This window comes from Kitasatospora sp. NPDC001660, assembly GCF_053596725.1.
In genome coordinates this window covers 300,552-315,590 of sequence record NZ_JBSFGU010000001.1, presented here as the reverse complement: position 1 = coordinate 315,590, position 15,039 = coordinate 300,552, and the positions used below count along the sequence as shown (strand labels likewise).

The window sequence follows — 15,039 nt, the reverse complement described above, 5'->3', positions numbered from 1 at the left end:
AACCCGCACCTCCTGACCATTCGCTCGCTACGCTGGCTCATGCGCCCACCTGCTCGTCCGCGTCCCGCATGGTTTCCCCCCTGCGCCGAAAGTGATCGCCGTGTGCTGTTCTGGCGGGTCGTCAGATCGGCTGGAGCGCGACCGGCTCCGGGTCGGCGAGGAAGTCCGGCCGCAGGCCGGTGACCTCGGGGCGGTTGGCGACGCTGTTGTAGACGAACATCAGCATCGACCGGCGGAACGGCGAGATGTTCGCCGCCGAGCAGTGCAGGATGTTCGGGTGGAACACCAGCACCGACCCGGCGGGCCCCTTGGGGCTCACCATCCCGTTGGCGCGGGCGAGTTCCTCGATGACGGAGTGGCGCACCCGGAACTTCTCGTCGGCGGTGAGCGTCGCCACCCAGGCCGGTGCGTCCTCGTAGCCGAGCGGCATGCCGTCCGCGTCGATGCTGGCCAGCAGCCCGGCGGTGTGCGAGCCGGGCACGAAGGTGAGCGGCCCGTTGAACTCCGTCACCTCGTCGAGGAACACGGCGACGTTGACCAGGTCCGGCCGCCGGATGCCGTCGCCGGTGAGCCAGTAGACGTAGTCCTGGTGCCACTCCCACTGGTCGCCGGCGAACGGCGCCTTGATGTTCACCTTCGACTGGTGCACGTACACGTCGCCGCCGAGCAGGCCGCGGACGGCGCCGAGCAGTGCCGGCCGCCGGGTGAGCGCGGCGATCGCGGGGTGCGTGCGGTGCAGGCCGTACACCGAGCGGACGGTGTGGCCGTCCCGCTCCAGGACCCGGCCGGGGTTGTCCTCGGCGAGGACCGACGGGAGCTCGTCGAGCGCCACGTCGAGCAGGTCCCCGGCCAGCGAGCCGGGCGGCAGGAGTACGTAGCCGTCCCGGTGGTACTGCGCGAGGAGCTCGGGGGCGAGCGGTGCGGCGGCCGTGGCGGCCGTGTCGTGCGTCATCGCGGGGGCCTTTCTCGGTGGGTCTCGGATGCGATCGGTTCGGATGCGTGCCACGCCCGGGCCGCTGAGGGGGCCCGGCTACCAGACCGGGCGGACGTCGATGGTGCCGAAGCGGGCGACCGGGTGCTTGCCGGCCACCTCGATCGCCTCGTCGAGGTCGGCGCACTCGATGACGTCGTAGCCGGCGATCCGGCCCTCGGCGTCCGCGAACGGGCCGTCGCTGACGACGACCTCGCCGGCGCGGACCCGCACCGAGGTGGCGTCCCCGGCCGGGCGCAGCCGGTTGCCGTCCAGCCGCACGCCGCGCCCGTCCATCTCGGTGACCCAGTCGGCGGTGCCGACCGCCATGCCCGCGTCGTCCTCGGGGGTGACCTCGGCGTCCTGGTCGGCGCAGATCAGCAGCAGGTACTTCATGGTCCGTCTCCTCGCTCGGGGTCGTCCGCCGCCGGTGTCCGGCGGCGGTCCGGCTTCCGGGATCCGGTTTCGGATCCTTCTGCGAATCCGACGAACGGGCCGGCGGCGGATGGACAGGCCGCGAGGCTCAGTCGGCGGGCCGGTCGAGGACGGCGTACGCGCGGATCGGGAAGCTGCCCATGCCGACCACGGGCGGCGGGGCGGCGTGGAAGCGGAAGCCGTTCGCCGGGAGGCGGTCCAGGCCGCCGAGGTGCTCGACGATCGGGATCCGGGCGCCGAGCAGACCGGTGTGGGCGGGGCGGTCGAGGTCCGCCATGTCGTCGATGTTGACCGAGTCGATGCCCACGAGGGCGGCTCCCTCGGCGATCAGCCAGTGCACCGCGTCGACGGTGAGGTGGGGGTGTTCGGGGTCGCCGTACTTCTCCGTCCCCCAGTGCCGGTCCCAGCCGGTGCGCACCAGCACTGCCCGCCCGGCGACCTCGTGCCGCTCCAGCAGGTCGGGGCCGACGGCCCGCCCGGTGCCGGTGGCGTCGACCAGGACGCCCGGGACGTCGGCGAGCAGCGCGAGGTCCAGGCCGGACAGGTCGGCGCCGTCCGGGTAGCGGTGGAACGGGGTGTCCAGGTAGGTGCCGGTGTTGGCGACCATCTCGATCCGCCCGATCTGGAACTCGGTGCCCGGGGTGTACCGGGTGCGGGAGTCGGCGCGGGACATGTGGTCGGCGATCACCGGCCCGGGCAGGCCGGGGTAGGTGGTCATGCCGGCCTCGATCGGGTGGGACAGGTCGATGACGGTGCGTCGGCTCATGGGGTGGCAGCTCCTGGATCCATGGGTTCGCGGGCCGGCAGCAGCCCGTCGTACTCGGGCTTCAGCTTCCAGTCGGGGTCGGGCGGCCGGTGGCCGGGGCGCGGGCAGTGCGTGGAGTGCTCACCGGTCACCGGGTCGTGGAGGTAGCGCGGGCAGTTCTCGAACACCGCGGTCACGCCGACCCGCAGCACGGCCTCGGCGCCGTGGTGCGGGCGCAGCGCGTCCCCGTCGGTGAGGACGTCGCAGGTGCCGTTCACCCGCAACTTGGCGCGCAGGGCCGGGAAGAGGAACAGCAGCCCCACGCGCCGCGCGGCGGCGGCGTTGCCGAGCGTGCGGTACATGCCGTTGCCGTCGTAGCTGGGGATCTCCAGCGTCCGCAGGTCCGGGACGCGGACGAAGCCCGGGAGCCCGCCCTTGTACGAGCACTCGGGGAAGCCGTCGGGGTCGAGCGTCGCGACGTACACGGCGTCGGCCCCGCGGATCCACTCGGCGTGCGCCTCCTCCAGCTCGTCGAGCACGTACCTGCGTGCCAGGTGGTCCGCCAACTCCTCGGTGCCGAAGCGGCGTTGGAGGGACCGGCTGCCGTCGTGGTAGAACTCCTCGGGCTTCACGGCGCTGCCTTCACCGAAGGGCCCGCATCTGCTGCCAGACCTTCGTGTAGTAGGCGTTGGCCACCCGCTCCCGGGTCAGCGCGCCCATGCCGATCTCGCGCAGCACCTCGGGGGAGTGGTGGGCCAGCGGGGCCAGCACGTTCTCCAGCCACTCGGCGCCGTGGTCGGCGTCCACGTGGACGTGGATGCGCTGGTAGAGGATGACGTCGTCCGGCACACCGAGGCGCGCGCACCCGTCGACCATCGCCTGGAAGCGCACCGGTGCGGTGTACTCCATGAGCCCCATCGCGGCGAGCAGGCGGGGCGTCAGATGGCGGTGGATCCCGTACATGAGCACGAGGTTGGCGTTCTCGTACACCTCCATGCCGCCGAGGCCGGAGACGTCGACGCCGCCGAGTTCGAGCCGGCCGCGCATGTACCGGGCCGAGTGCTCGAACAGCCGGGTGTGCATCTGCTCCAGTTTGCCCTCGCCCATCTCGTCCCAGTAGTTCTCGGCCATGGTGAGCTTGCTGGTGCCGGCCGCGCCGATCTGGGCGAGCGCGACGAGGTCGTCGAAGCGGCTGTCGACCAGCTCCTCGGCGAGGAAGAACAGCGCGATCTCCTCGATCGTGGCCTCGTCGGCGAGGTAGCGGCAGAACGCCGGCTGGACGTGCCGGGAGCGCAGGTCGGTGAACCAGTCGGCGAGGCCCTCGGCGGTGCGCGGCAGCAGTGCCGGGTCCACCTGGTGGTCCTCCCAGCGCAGCCAGGCGTCCTCGGTGGCGGTGACGACCGGGTCGGCGTTGAGCCGCGGCACCGACAGGAACGTTTCGGCGCCGCCGAGGTAGGTCGTGTAGTGGCGGTGCAGCCGCTCCATCAGCGCGAGGCGGACGGCGGTGTCCGGCTCGGCGCCGGCCGCCGGAAAAGCGGCGGCGATTTCCGCGCCGGCCTCGGTGCGCGGCGGCGCGATGCTCTCAGAAATGGCCCCGGACATGCATTCCTCCTGGGTTCTCCCTCCCCGGGAATTCTCCCAGGGCGGGTCGGCCTGACCGCATCTTCCAGAATGCGGTCAAGGTTCGTTTGCGAAGTGTTTTATTCGCGCCGATCGTGCGGAACGGACGAGCGGCTTTTCGACGGCGGACGGGCCGTCACATCACCGTGGTGCGGTAGAGCAGCCGGTGGTGGTAACGGCTGTCGCACGGGGTGCGGGTGTGCATGGTCGCGTCGTTGTCCCAGATCACGAGGTCGCCGACGTTCCAGTGGTGACGGTAGAGGTAGCGCTCCGCGGTGGCGTGCGCGTGCAGGTCGTCCAGCAGCTCGGCGCTCTCCTTCTCGCCGAGCCCCACGATGCCGCTGATGATCATGCTCCCGAGCAGGAGCGAGCTGCGGCCGGTCACCGGGTGGCGGCGCACGATCGGCTGCGCCACGTCCGGCGTGCGCTCGCGCTCCTCGGCGGAGAGCGGCTTCTTGTGCGGGTTGGTGAGGAGCTCCTGCTCGACCAGGTGCGCCATGGAGTGGACGGCCTTCAGGCCGGCGATCCGCTCCCGGACCTCCTCGGGCAGCTCGTCGTAGGCCGTCGTGCTGTCCGCGAAGATCGTGTCGCCGCCCTCCTCCGGGGCGATCGCCGAGTAGAGCAGCGAGGCCCGGCTCATGATCTCGCGCCACGAGTAGTCGGTGTGCCACTCCTCCTGGTCGTCCCCGTCGTAGAGGCCGATCGGCTCGCCGTCCTCGAAGATGTTGCTGATCTTCAGGACCTCGGGGTGCTCCGGCACGACGTACCGGGCGACGGGGTAGACGTCCAGCGGGCCGAAAAGGCGGCTGAAGCGGACGTGGTCGGCGTGGCTCAGCTCCTGGCCCGGCAGGACCAGGACGCGGTGGCGGACGAGGTCGTCGAGGATCCGGTCGGCGGTCTCCCGGCCGACCTCCTCGCGCAGGTCGATGCCGGTGATGCGGGCGCCGAAGACGGGGCCCAGCGGTTCGAGTGTGTAGGACGTCAAGGGAAACACCTCTCGTGTGGGGTGCCGCAGTCGGGGTTCCTCAACCCGGTCAGAGCGTGCGCCAGTCGCGCTCCGGGTCGGCGAGGACGGCGAGCAGGATCCGCCGGTACGCGGCCACCCAGCCGGCCACCGTCGCCCCGTCGAACTCCTCGGGGTTGTACTGGACGGCGCCGCTGACCTCGCCGGACGGCGCCACGCCCATGTTCCAGGCGGCGCCGCCCGGGATCTGCTCGCTCACGTTCTCGGCCTTGGCGACCGGCACGGCCCCCTCGGCGATCAGGAACGGGTCCGCGCCGTTCGCCGAGGCGGCGAGGGTCTCGGAGAAGCCGAAGATGAAGTCGCAGTTGCGCGGATCGGCCATCGGCGCCATGAGCGAGGGCACGGCCTGCTCGACCCGGTGGATCGGCACCTCGTGCCGGTACGCCTCCAGGCAGGTCGTGCGCACGGCGAGCAGGAGCTCGCGGAAGGCGCCCGCGTCGGCGAAGTCGGTGCGCAGGGCCAGGAAGTTGAGGAACGGGCCCACGGTGTCCTGGTACTCGGGCCGGCCCCGGCCGTGCACGATCGTGTTGACGACCGGGTCGGCCACGCCGGAGATCCGGCTCGCCAGCACCGCGAACGCCCCCAGCATCACCATGAACCGCGAGCAGCGGGAGGCCTTGGCGAGCGCCGCCACCGCGTCCGCCGTCGCCGCGTCGAAGCGGAAGGGGTGCGCGACGTACAGCTCGGTGTGCACCGGCGGGATCGGACGGTCGGTCGGCAGGGTGAAGAACGGCGCGCCGTCCAGCCGCTTTCGCCAGTACGCCAGGTTCTCGGCCGCCGCCTCGCCCGCCCGGTTCTCCGCCTGCCACAGCGTGTACTCCCCGTACTGGCGCAGCGGCGGCAGGTCCGGCTCGCGCCCCTCCGTCCGAGCCGCGTAGCACGCGGCCAGGTCGCGGTGGATCAGCTGGAGAGCCCAGCCGTCGCACGCCGTGTGGTGGCTGACCAGGCCGAGCACCGCGTCCCGGTCGTCGAAACGGGTCAGGAAGGCCCGCAGCAGCGGCAGCCGCTCGACGGGCAGCGCCGTCGACTCGGCCTCGGCGAGCAGCCGTTGCGCCGTCGGGCCGCGGCGCTCCTCGGCCACCGGCAGGTCCCGGACGTGCAGCGGCACCCGCGAGGGCGGGCGCACCTCCTGGTGCGGCGGCTCGGCGTCGCGCACGATGACCGTGCGCAGCACCTCGTGCCGCGCCACCACGTCGTCCAGCGCGCCCTGGAGCGCCGCCACGTCGACGCGCCCGGTGATCCGCAGGGCCTTGGACACGGTGAACCGGGGCCCGAACGAGCCGGAGCCCGCGTTGGCGCACCAGTGCTCCTGCTGGCTGGAGAGGGGGAACCGGCCGGTCCCGTCCCCGGAGGGCGGGACCGGCGCTGCGTCCTCGGTGTGCGGCACGTCGTCTCCTCGGCTCGGCTGTCGGAGTGCGGTTCGACACTTCGACGAACGGGAGGACCGCGGATTGGACTCCGGCCGCGAAAAAAGTTCAGGGCATTTCGTCGGCCGCCTGCTTCGGCTGCTCGTCGGCCGCCTCGTGGGCCCGCACGGCGCGGGCGAAGGAGCGCAGGTCGCCGGTGAGGAGTTCGGGCACCTCCAGCGCCGGGAAGTGCCCGCCCTCGGCGAACTCGCTCCACTGGACGATGTTCGGGAACCGCCGTTCGGCGATCCGCCGCACCGGCAGGCTCCCGTCGTGCGCGAAGGCGGCGACGGCGAGCGGCACCGGCTGCGGCGGCCCGGCGACGGGTCGGCGGGCGGCGTCGGGGAGCATGTCGGCCATCTCGTAGTACAGCTGCGCGGACGAACCGGCCGTCGCCGTCAGCCAGTACAGCGAGACGTTGGTCAGCAGCTGGTCCCGGCTGACCGAGTCGCCGCTCGTCCAGTCCTGGAACTTCTCGGCGATCCAGGCCAGTTGGCCCACCGGCGAGTCGGTGAGCCCGTAGGCGAGGGTCTGCGGGCGGGTGCTCTGGATCTTCATGTAGCCGGCCCGGCCCGTGGTCTCGAACGCCGCCAGGTACGCCAGCCGCTCCTGGTCCGCCTCGTCGAGGCCCTCCAGGTCCTCCGGGCCGGTGGGCGGGGTCAGCAGGAACGTCACGTGCACACCGGCGAGGTGCTCGGGGTCGAGCGCGGCGGCGGTCAGCGAGATCCACACACCGAGGTCGCCGCCGTGGGCGAGATAGCGGCCGTAGCCGAGCCGGCGCATCAGCTCCGTCCAGGCCCGGGCGATCCGGGGGACGTCCCAGCCGGCCTCGGGTGCGGGGCCGGAGAAGCCGAAGCCGGGCGGGGCCGGTATCACGACGTGGAACGCGTCCGCCGGGTCGCCGCCGTGGCCGCGCGGGTCCGTCAGCAGCTCGATGACGTCCAGGTACTCGGCGACCGAGCCCGGCCAGCCGTGGGTGAGGACCAGCGGCGTGGCGTCCGGCTCGGGGGAGCGCACGTGCAGGAAGTGCACGGTGGCGCCGTCGATCTCGGTGCGGAACTGCGGGAAGCGGTTCAGCCGCTCCTCCGCGGCCCGCCAGTCGAACTCCGTCCGCCAGTACTCGGTGAGCTCCTTCAGGTACTCCAGCGGCACCCCGCGGGCCCAGCCCGCCCCGGGCACCTCGGCCGGCCAGCGCACCGCCGCCAGGCGGCGATGGAGGTCGTCCAGGTCCTCCTGCGGAACGGCGATTCGGAACGGCTGCATTTCCGGGCCTCCTCAATTCGTCGGGCGGCATGCCACCCGTCGGGCGGGCGCGACGCCATCTGCTGGGCGCAGCACCGCCCTTCGTCCCTGCCGCCCGGGGACGCTACCAGCGCGCCCCGGCGGTAAACAGGGATCACCGGGGCACCGCCGGGCGACAGAGCAATCTGGAAGTAGAGGCGAATTCCCGGGCCGTCAATGATGGTCCCGTCGGCCGAGCGCGCTGCTTCGACGCGCCGCCAATTCCCATGCTTTCGGATGCGCGCTTTCGTTCGCTTTCACCCGCCGTCGGACGTTCCAAGAGGGGAGCACGGTGGCTACTCGAATCGGTGACCGGGCCGTGGTACTGGGTGCGAGCGTGGCCGGTCTGCTCGCGGCCCGCCTGCTGGCCGACGCCTACCGCGGTGTCACGGTGGTGGACCGGGACGCGCTGACGCCCTCCGTGGGCCCCCGCCGCAGCGCGCCGCAGGGCCGGCACGTCCACGGCCTGCTCGCCCGCGGCCAGCAGGTGCTGGAGGAGCTGTTCCCCGGCCTCACCAAGGAGCTCGCCGAACTCGGCGTCCCCGTCTGCGACTTCGGCACCGGGCTGACGTGGTACTTCAACGGCCGGGCGATCCGCAAGGCCGAGACCGGGCTGATCTGCGTCTCCGCCGAACGCCCGCTGCTGGAGGCCCGGGTGCGCGAGCGCGTCCTCGCCCTCTCCAACGTCCGCCTCCTCGACCGCTGCGACATCAACGGCCTCGACTCCTCGCCGGACCGCCGCCGCGTCACCGGCGTGCGCGTCCAGCCCTTCGACGGCCCCGAGGAGGTCCTCGCCGCCGACCTCGTCGTCGACGCCACCGGCCGCGGCTCGCGCACCCCGCGCTGGCTCCACGAACTCGGCTACCCGCAGGTGCCGCAGGAGCGCGTCAAGATCGACCTCACCTACACCACCGCCGAGTTCGCCGCCCCGCTGCCCGTCGACCCGATCGGCGACGGCGCCGGCCTGGTCTGCGTGGCCGGCCCCGGCCAGCCGCGCGGAGCCACGCTGGTGCGCCTGCACGACCGCTACGCCCTCGCCCTCTACGGCCTGCTCGGCGAGCGCCCGCCCACCGACCCGGAGGGCTTCCTCGCCTTCGCGAAGAAGATGCCCGTCCCCGAGATCCACGCGGCCGTCGAACACGCCCGGATGCTCACCGAGCCCGTCTCCATGCACTTCCCCGCCAACGTCCGCCACCGCTACGAGCGCGTCGAGCGCCTGCCCGACGGCCTGCTCACCATCGGCGACGCCGCCTGTGTGTTCAACCCCATCTACGCCCAGGGCATGACCGTCGCCGCGATCGGCGCCACCGTGCTCCGCAGTCACCTGGAGCGCGGCGTCCCACCCCGCCCGCGCGACTACTTCCGCGACCTCGCGGCCGTCGTCGACGCGCCCTGGGACATGGCCGTCGGCGGCGACCTCGGCTTCCCGGAGGTCCAGGGCCGGCGCACGCTCGCCGTGCGGATGGCCAACCTCTACATGCCGCGCCTGCAGGCCGCCGCCGCCCACGACGGCACCCTCTCCACCGCCTTCCTGCGCGCGGCCGGCCTGGTCGACCCGCCCCAGGCGCTCATGCGGCCCTCGGTCGTCACCCGGGTGATGCTCGGGGCCCGCCACCGCTCCCGCACGTGATCCGACGGACAACCAGCACACGGAACTACCGGAGGTTCCCCCGTGACACCCCACCCCGAGCCCATCGTGCTCGACCCCACCGGCCGGGACGTCCACGCCGAGGCCGCCCGCCTGCGCGCCCAGGGCCCGGTGGCGCAGGTGACCCTGCCCGGCGACGTCCGCGCCTGGTCGGTCGTCGGCTACGACACCGTCCGCCAGGTGCTGAACGACGAGCGCTTCGCCAAGAACGCCCACGAGCACTGGCCGGCCTTCGTGAACGGCGAGATCAGCGAGGACTTCCCGCTGATCGGCTGGGTGCTGATGGACAACATGACCACCAGCGACGGCGCCGCCCACGCCCGCCTGCGCAACCTCACCGCCAAGGCGTTCACCCTGCGCCGCACCGAAGCCATGCGTCCACGCGTCGAACGCATCGTCCGCGAGCTCCTCGACGACCTGGCCACCGCCGCGCCCGGCGAGGTCGTCGACCTCAAGGACCGCTACGCCTACCCGCTGCCCACCAAGGTGATCTGCGAACTCTTCGGCGTGCCCGAGCACATGCGCCGCGAGGTGATGCGCGGTGGCGAGGTCAACACCGAGACCACCATCAACCACGAAGAGGCCGTCGCCAACGTCGAGTCCTGGCACAACGCCATGTACGAGCTCATCGAGATGAAGCGCAAGGAGCCGGACGACGACCTCCTGAGCATGCTCATCGAGGCCCAGGACAACGGCTCCCGGCTCAACCGGTCCGAACTCGCCGGCACGCTCCACCTCATGCTCGGCGCGGGCTCCGAGACGACGACCAACCTGCTCAGCAAGGCCGTCGTCGCGCTGCTCACCCACCCCGAGCAGTTCGCGATGGTCCGCGACGGGCGGGTGCCGTGGCGGGACGTCATCGAGGAGACCCTGCGCGTCGAGTCGCCGATCGCCCAACTGCCGTTCCGCTTCACCACGGAGGAGGTCGAGATCGCCGGCGTGCGGATCCCCAAGGGCGACCCGGTGCTGATCGGCTTCGCCGCCTCCGGCCGCGACCGCGGCCGGCACGGCGAGGACGCCGACCGCTTCGACATCACCCGCCCCGACAAGGACCACCTGTCCTTCGGCTACGGCGTCCACCACTGCCTCGGCGCGCCGCTGGCCCGGATGGAGGCCGCGATCGGGCTGCCCGCGCTGTTCGACCGTTTCCCGGACCTCGCCCTCGCCGTGCCGGCCGAGGAGGTCCAGCCGCAGGGCACCTTCCTGCTCAACGGCACCGCCACGCTGCCCATCCGCCTCACCCCGGCCGTCTGACCGCCTCCAAGGAGCTTCATGAACGCGAACGCCCCGGCCCGCGCGGAACTGATCCGCCGTGCGGCCGAACTGGCCCCCGTCCTGCGCACCCACGCCCCGTGGGGCGACGAGCACCGGCGGCTGCACGAGGAGTCCCTGGCGGCGCTCACCGACGCCGGCGTGTTCCGGATGCGGGTGCCCGCCCGCTACGGCGGCTACGAGACCGACGCCGCGACCTTCGTCGAGGTCATGACCGAGCTCGCCCAGGGCGACGGTTCGGCCGCGTGGAACGTCTCCGCGTGGTCCATCTCCGCCTGGATGGCCTGCCAGTTCCCCGACCACGTCCAGGACGAGGTGTTCGGCCCGGAGTCGGGCGACGCCCGGGTGTGCGGCGTGCTCAGCCCGACCGCCGCCGCCGTCCCGGCCGCCGACGGCGCCGTGGTGAACGGCCGCTGGCAGTTCATCAGCGGCGCCCACCACAGCCGGTGGCAGGTGGCCCTCGCGATGGGCCCGACGCCGGACGGGCAGTCGCAGTGGCCGCTGATGGCGCTGATCCCGCTCTGCGACCTGACGATCGTCGACGACTGGGACACCACCGGCCTGCGCGGCACCGGCAGCGTCACGACCGTCGCCGAGGACGTGTTCGTGCCGCAGGACCGGCTGTTGCCGCTCGCCCTCGTCCTCCGGGAGCAGTCCGCCTCCAAGCTCAACCCGGAGTCGCCGCTCTACCGCGCCCCGCTGATCGCGACCGGCTGCACGACCTTCACCGGCACCGCGATCGGCCTGGCCAAGTCCGCGCTCGCGGCCTCCATGGAGCAGCTCGACAAGAAGATCACGTACACCGAGTACGCGTCCCGGCGCGAGGCCCCCGTCACCCACCTCCAGGTCGCCGAGGCGGCGCTGCAGATCGAGGAGGCCGAGGGCCACGCCGCGCGGCTGGCCGCCCTGGTGGACGCCAAGGGCGCGGCCGGTGAGCCGTGGACGGTCGAGGAGCGGGTGCACGCCCGCGCCTACCTCGGTCGCGTCTTCGACCGTGCCACCCGGACGGCCCGCACCCTCGGCGACGCGAGCGGCGGGGGCTCGCTGTACCTCACCGGCTCGCTCCAGCGCACCGTGCGGGACCTGCACGCACTGAGCATGCACGCCCTGATGCACTCCGCGACCAACACCGAGCTCTACGGCCGGGTCCTGTGCGGCCTGCCGCCCAACACGATGTACCTGTAGGCCGGTTCCGCCGCCCTGCCGCCGCCTCCGGGAGCTTCCCGGGGGCGGCGGGCTGTCCGGAACTCAGCCCTCGTCGCCCTGCGGCCAGAGCCCCACCCGGGCGAGGTCGAGGATCAGTGCCGCGATGTTCCACGCGTCGTCCTCGCCCCGGTGGTGACGCCCCTGCAGGGGCAGGCCGGCCAGTTCCAGGGCCTGCGCCATGCCGGGGCGCCTGCGCAGCCCGTACGCGTACGCGAAGGCCGCCTTGGCATTGGTGTGCCGCTCGCCGAAGGGGTACGCCACGCCGGTTTCGCGGCACTGGCGGGTGAACTGCTTGCGGTCGTAGTCGCCCCAGCTGGCCCAGGCCCGCTCCCCGGCGCCGTACTCGGCGGCCAGCAGCGCGCAGGCGTCGGCGAACGGCAGACCGGTGTCCACCTCGTGCTGCGTCAGCCCGGTCAGCTCGGTGCAGAAGGCGCTGACGGTCGAGCGCTTCGGTCGCACCAGGATCCGGTGCCGCCCGACGCGCTCGCGGGCTTCGAGGTCGACCACGGTCAGTCCGATCTCGATGATCTCGTTGACCTCACGGGGCGGCACCGGTCCGTCCCAGCAGGTGGCCTCGACGTCCACCACGTTCAGCAATCGTGCGTCCATGCGGGGATGATGGGCAGCGGCCGTCGGCGCGGTCAATCGGTTATCGCCCGCGCCGGGCGGGCTCGACGGTACGCCCGGTGGGCATGGTGGGGTTCAAGACCGGGCGGATCGAAGGCGGCTCCGCCTTCCGGTCCCCGATCCGGCAGGGCTCCGTCGAAGGGCAGGAACGCCAGAGAACGGCTGGGACGAAGGGCCGGGACGCAGCATGGCCGGCCGGGTCGTGGCCGGGGTGAACGGAGCCCACGCCGGCTGCGTCGACGGGTGCCGGGCACTTGCGGCGGCGGGTGCACCGCTGGCAGCCTGACCGCGTGATCAACACGCCTGCGGCGCCGGACGCGCTGGACGACTTCACCGCGGGAGGCCGCCTCCTGCGCTTCCGGGTCAGCGCCGACGAGCTGACCGGGCTGACCCGGGAGGCGTCATGACGACCGACACCACGCTCAACCTCTGGCGACGCCCCGCCGCAGAGGTGCCGGCCGACGTGTGGGACCGCACGGACGTGACCGTCCTGATCCTCGCCGAGACCGGCCTGGTCGACGTGCCGCCTTCGGTGGCCGCGTTGCGACGCCTGCGCACCCTCGACCTCGGCCACAACCGACTCACCACCCTGCCTGCCGAGCTGGGCGACCTGACGGGCCTGCGCGACTTCCTCTACCTGCACGACAACGCACTCAGCGCGCTCCCCGACACCCTCGGCCGCCTCACAGCGCTGCGCTACCTCAACGTCGGCGAGAACCGGCTCGGCGAACTCCCCGCCACGATCGGCGACATGGCGTCCCTGGTGGAGCTGCGCGCCCAGCACAACCGGCTCGCCGTCCTCCCCGACTCGATCGGCCGGCTCGGCTCTCTACGTGAACTCTGGCTGCGCGGCAACCGGTTGAGCACCCTGCCGTCGTCCGCCGGCGACCTGACGAACCTGCGCGAGCTCGACCTCCGCGACAACCGCCTCACGGAGATCCCGCCACTCCTCGGAGGTCTCCCCCTGCTGCGCCGCCTCGACCTGCGCAGCAACCGGATCACCACCCTCCCGACCTGGCTCACCGAGCTCCCCGCCCTGGAGAAGCTCGACCTCCGCTGGAACCCCGTCCACCTCGCACCCGATTCGCTCGATGCACTCGCGGCCCGGGGGTGCGAGGTCCTGTATTGAGCTCGGGTCACTGCGAGCACAGGCCAACCCTCCGTGTTGGTCGACCCCCGTCGAACCAGTGGGTGAAGGGGCGGCCCGGGCAGGACCCGCACTCGAAGACGTACGCGGGGCTGCCTCCTCCAGCCGGTGGAAATCTTCCCGCCACGCTTCGGCCAGGTCGTCCGGCGGAAGAAGAGATCACCACCGGGATCGCCCACCTGCTACGGTGGATCGCATGAAGCGCGCTGCACTCGCCACGACGACGCCGGAAAGAGTCCCGGTGCGCTGACTGCTGACCTAGTCCGAAGCCCCGGGGCGAGTGCCCCGGGGCTTCGTCGTTCCCTGATCCACTCGCCCCGCCCTCCGAGTGGAGACCACCCGATGAACGTTCACGCCCCCGCCGACGTCCACGCCGACCACGCCACCGCTGCCCACGAGCACGCCGCCGCCCACGACCACCGCAAGCTCGGCCGCGAGCTGGACCTCTTCGACACCGACCCGCTGATGGGCTCCGGCCTGCCCTACTGGCTGCCCGACGGCGCCGCCGTCCGGCACACCCTGGAGGAGTTCATCCGCGGCCGCGAGCGCCGTGCCGGCTACCGCCACGTGTACTCGCCCGTCCTCGGCAAGCGCGAGCTGTACGAGATCTCCGGCCACTGGGCGCACTACCGCGACGACATGTACCCGCCCATGCAACTCGGCTCGGAGGAGATGGTGCTGCGCCCCAGCCTCTGCCCCCACCACGCGCTGATCTACCGCTCCCGCCCCCACAGCTATCGCGAACTTCCGCTGCGCATGGCCGAGTTGGGCGGCATGTACCGCTCCGAGCTGTCCGGCGTGCTGGGCGGCCTCACCCGCGTCCGGGCGATCCAGCTGAACGACGCCCACGTCTTCTGCACCCCCGAGCAGGCCGCCGACGAGGCCGTCGCCGCACTGGAGCTGATCCGCGAGGCACACCGCGCGCTCGGCATCGTGCCCGTCCGCTACCGCCTCTCGCTGCCCGGCGCGGGCGGCAAGTACGTGGCCGACCCGGCCCTTTGGGAGCGGGCCGTCGCGCTGCTCACCGAGGTGCTGGAGCGCTCCGGCGTGCCGTTCGAGGCGGCGGAGGGGGAGGCCGCGTTCTACGGGCCCAAGATCGACGTCCAGATCGCCGACGGCGCCGGGCGCGAGTTCACCCTCTCGACCGTCCAGATCGACTTCCACCAGCCCGAGCGGTTCAACCTGCACTACATCGGCCCGGACGGCGCCAAGCACCGGCCGGTGATGGTCCACCGCAGCGTGATCGGCAGCGTCGAGCGGGTGGTCGCCCACCTGATCGAGCTGTACGGCGGCGCGTTCCCCGCCTGGCTCGCGCCGGCCCAGATCGTGCTGGTGCCCATCTCGGACGCCGAACTCCCGCAGGCCGAGCGGCTGCGCGAGCGCTGCCTCGACCTCGGGCTGCGCGCCGAGATCGCCGGTCCCGAGCACGGGAGCCTCGGCGCCCGCATCCGGGAGGCACGCCTGGTCCCGTACCAGGCGGTGATCGGCGCCCGGGAGGCGGCGGACGGGCGCGTCGCGCTGCGCCTGCGGGACGGGCGCCGACTCGACCCGATGCCGGCCGAGGAGGCGCTGGCGCGGATCGGCGCGCTGGTGGCCGCGTGCAGCGGGGAGCTGTGGGAGGAGGAGCCCGTGCGCTGAGCTCCAGGCCTTCCACGGCT

The 15,039-nt window shown here is 72.6% G+C and carries 14 protein-coding genes; 5 read left to right on the top strand and 9 right to left on the bottom strand.

All coding sequences use genetic code 11. The features are described 5' to 3' along the window. Nucleotides 1–121 precede the first annotated feature (121 nt). The 8 genes from ACWCXH_RS01310 to ACWCXH_RS01275 form a co-directional block, all read right to left on the bottom strand. Nucleotides 122–952 (bottom strand): phytanoyl-CoA dioxygenase family protein, encoded by an 831-nt coding sequence (locus ACWCXH_RS01310; protein WP_449799232.1) that lies wholly within the window; start codon nucleotides 950–952, stop codon nucleotides 122–124. Nucleotides 953–1,030: 78 nt separating this feature from the next. Beyond that, a complete protein-coding gene (locus ACWCXH_RS01305; protein WP_449799231.1) occupies nucleotides 1,031–1,366 on the bottom strand; it encodes a YciI family protein in 336 nt (111 codons plus the stop codon). 127 nt (nucleotides 1,367–1,493) lie between these two features. After that, nucleotides 1,494–2,171: a cyclase family protein gene (locus ACWCXH_RS01300; RefSeq protein ID WP_449799230.1), complete on the bottom strand. Its 678-nt coding sequence runs from the start codon at nucleotides 2,169–2,171 to the stop codon at nucleotides 1,494–1,496. Continuing rightward, nucleotides 2,168–2,782: a pyridoxamine 5'-phosphate oxidase family protein gene (locus ACWCXH_RS01295; RefSeq protein WP_449799229.1), complete on the bottom strand. Its 615-nt coding sequence runs from the start codon at nucleotides 2,780–2,782 to the stop codon at nucleotides 2,168–2,170. Before ACWCXH_RS01295 ends, ACWCXH_RS01300 begins: the two co-directional genes overlap by 4 nt. A 10-nt stretch (nucleotides 2,783–2,792) precedes the next feature. Further along, a complete protein-coding gene (locus ACWCXH_RS01290) occupies nucleotides 2,793–3,752 on the bottom strand; it encodes an iron-containing redox enzyme family protein (protein ID WP_449799228.1) in 960 nt (319 codons plus the stop codon). A 154-nt stretch (nucleotides 3,753–3,906) separates the two neighbouring features. Continuing rightward, the gene (locus ACWCXH_RS01285) at nucleotides 3,907–4,755 is read right to left on the bottom strand and encodes a TauD/TfdA dioxygenase family protein (RefSeq protein ID WP_449799227.1); all 849 of its coding nucleotides are present in this window, start codon (nucleotides 4,753–4,755) and stop codon (nucleotides 3,907–3,909) included. 49 nt (nucleotides 4,756–4,804) lie between these two features. Next, nucleotides 4,805–6,181, bottom strand: a complete 1,377-nt coding sequence (locus ACWCXH_RS01280; RefSeq protein WP_449799226.1) for a condensation domain-containing protein — start codon at nucleotides 6,179–6,181, stop codon at nucleotides 4,805–4,807. Nucleotides 6,182–6,269: 88 nt separating this feature from the next. Next, a complete protein-coding gene (locus ACWCXH_RS01275) occupies nucleotides 6,270–7,463 on the bottom strand; it encodes an epoxide hydrolase family protein (protein WP_449799225.1) in 1,194 nt (397 codons plus the stop codon). Between the two features lie 310 nt (nucleotides 7,464–7,773). Between ACWCXH_RS01275 and ACWCXH_RS01270 the strand changes: the two genes are divergently transcribed. The 3 genes from ACWCXH_RS01270 to ACWCXH_RS01260 are packed head-to-tail and all read left to right on the top strand — an operon-like array spanning nucleotide 7,774 to nucleotide 11,586. Further along, nucleotides 7,774–9,111 carry an FAD-dependent oxidoreductase gene (locus tag ACWCXH_RS01270; protein WP_449799224.1) on the top strand — a complete coding sequence of 446 codons (1,338 nt, stop codon included), beginning with the start codon at nucleotides 7,774–7,776 and terminating at the stop codon, nucleotides 9,109–9,111. Between the two features lie 42 nt (nucleotides 9,112–9,153). Beyond that, nucleotides 9,154–10,383, top strand: a complete 1,230-nt coding sequence (locus ACWCXH_RS01265; RefSeq protein WP_449799223.1) for a cytochrome P450 family protein — start codon at nucleotides 9,154–9,156, stop codon at nucleotides 10,381–10,383. A gap of 18 nt (nucleotides 10,384–10,401) precedes the next feature. After that, on the top strand, nucleotides 10,402–11,586 hold the full coding sequence (locus ACWCXH_RS01260) for an acyl-CoA dehydrogenase family protein (RefSeq protein WP_449799222.1): 1,185 nt from the start codon (nucleotides 10,402–10,404) through the stop codon (nucleotides 11,584–11,586). A 63-nt stretch (nucleotides 11,587–11,649) separates the two neighbouring features. Here ACWCXH_RS01260 and ACWCXH_RS01255 read toward each other — a convergent pair whose 3' ends face one another. Further along, the gene (locus ACWCXH_RS01255; protein WP_449799221.1) at nucleotides 11,650–12,216 is read right to left on the bottom strand and encodes an exonuclease domain-containing protein; all 567 of its coding nucleotides are present in this window, start codon (nucleotides 12,214–12,216) and stop codon (nucleotides 11,650–11,652) included. Nucleotides 12,217–12,637: 421 nt separating this feature from the next. Here ACWCXH_RS01255 and ACWCXH_RS01250 point away from each other — a divergent pair, with 421 nt between their 5' ends. Continuing rightward, nucleotides 12,638–13,363 carry a leucine-rich repeat domain-containing protein gene (locus ACWCXH_RS01250; protein WP_449799220.1) on the top strand — a complete coding sequence of 242 codons (726 nt, stop codon included), beginning with the start codon at nucleotides 12,638–12,640 and terminating at the stop codon, nucleotides 13,361–13,363. Between the two features lie 360 nt (nucleotides 13,364–13,723). Beyond that, nucleotides 13,724–15,019: a threonine--tRNA ligase gene (gene thrS, locus ACWCXH_RS01245; RefSeq protein ID WP_449799219.1), complete on the top strand. Its 1,296-nt coding sequence runs from the start codon at nucleotides 13,724–13,726 to the stop codon at nucleotides 15,017–15,019. The last annotated feature ends 20 nt before the right edge of the window (nucleotides 15,020–15,039 follow it).

Coding starts and splice junctions, on each gene's coding strand:
- ACWCXH_RS01310 (WP_449799232.1), bottom strand. CDS start 952: ATGACGCACGACACGGCCGCCACGGCCGCCGCACCGCTCGCCCCCGAG.
- ACWCXH_RS01305 (WP_449799231.1), bottom strand. CDS start 1,366: ATGAAGTACCTGCTGCTGATCTGCGCCGACCAGGACGCCGAGGTCACC.
- ACWCXH_RS01300 (WP_449799230.1), bottom strand. CDS start 2,171: ATGAGCCGACGCACCGTCATCGACCTGTCCCACCCGATCGAGGCCGGC.
- ACWCXH_RS01290 (WP_449799228.1), bottom strand. CDS start 3,752: ATGTCCGGGGCCATTTCTGAGAGCATCGCGCCGCCGCGCACCGAGGCC.
- ACWCXH_RS01275 (WP_449799225.1), bottom strand. CDS start 7,463: ATGCAGCCGTTCCGAATCGCCGTTCCGCAGGAGGACCTGGACGACCTC.
- ACWCXH_RS01260 (WP_449799222.1), top strand. CDS start 10,402: ATGAACGCGAACGCCCCGGCCCGCGCGGAACTGATCCGCCGTGCGGCC.
- ACWCXH_RS01255 (WP_449799221.1), bottom strand. CDS start 12,216: ATGGACGCACGATTGCTGAACGTGGTGGACGTCGAGGCCACCTGCTGG.
- ACWCXH_RS01250 (WP_449799220.1), top strand. CDS start 12,638: ATGACGACCGACACCACGCTCAACCTCTGGCGACGCCCCGCCGCAGAG.
- thrS (WP_449799219.1), top strand. CDS start 13,724: ATGAACGTTCACGCCCCCGCCGACGTCCACGCCGACCACGCCACCGCT.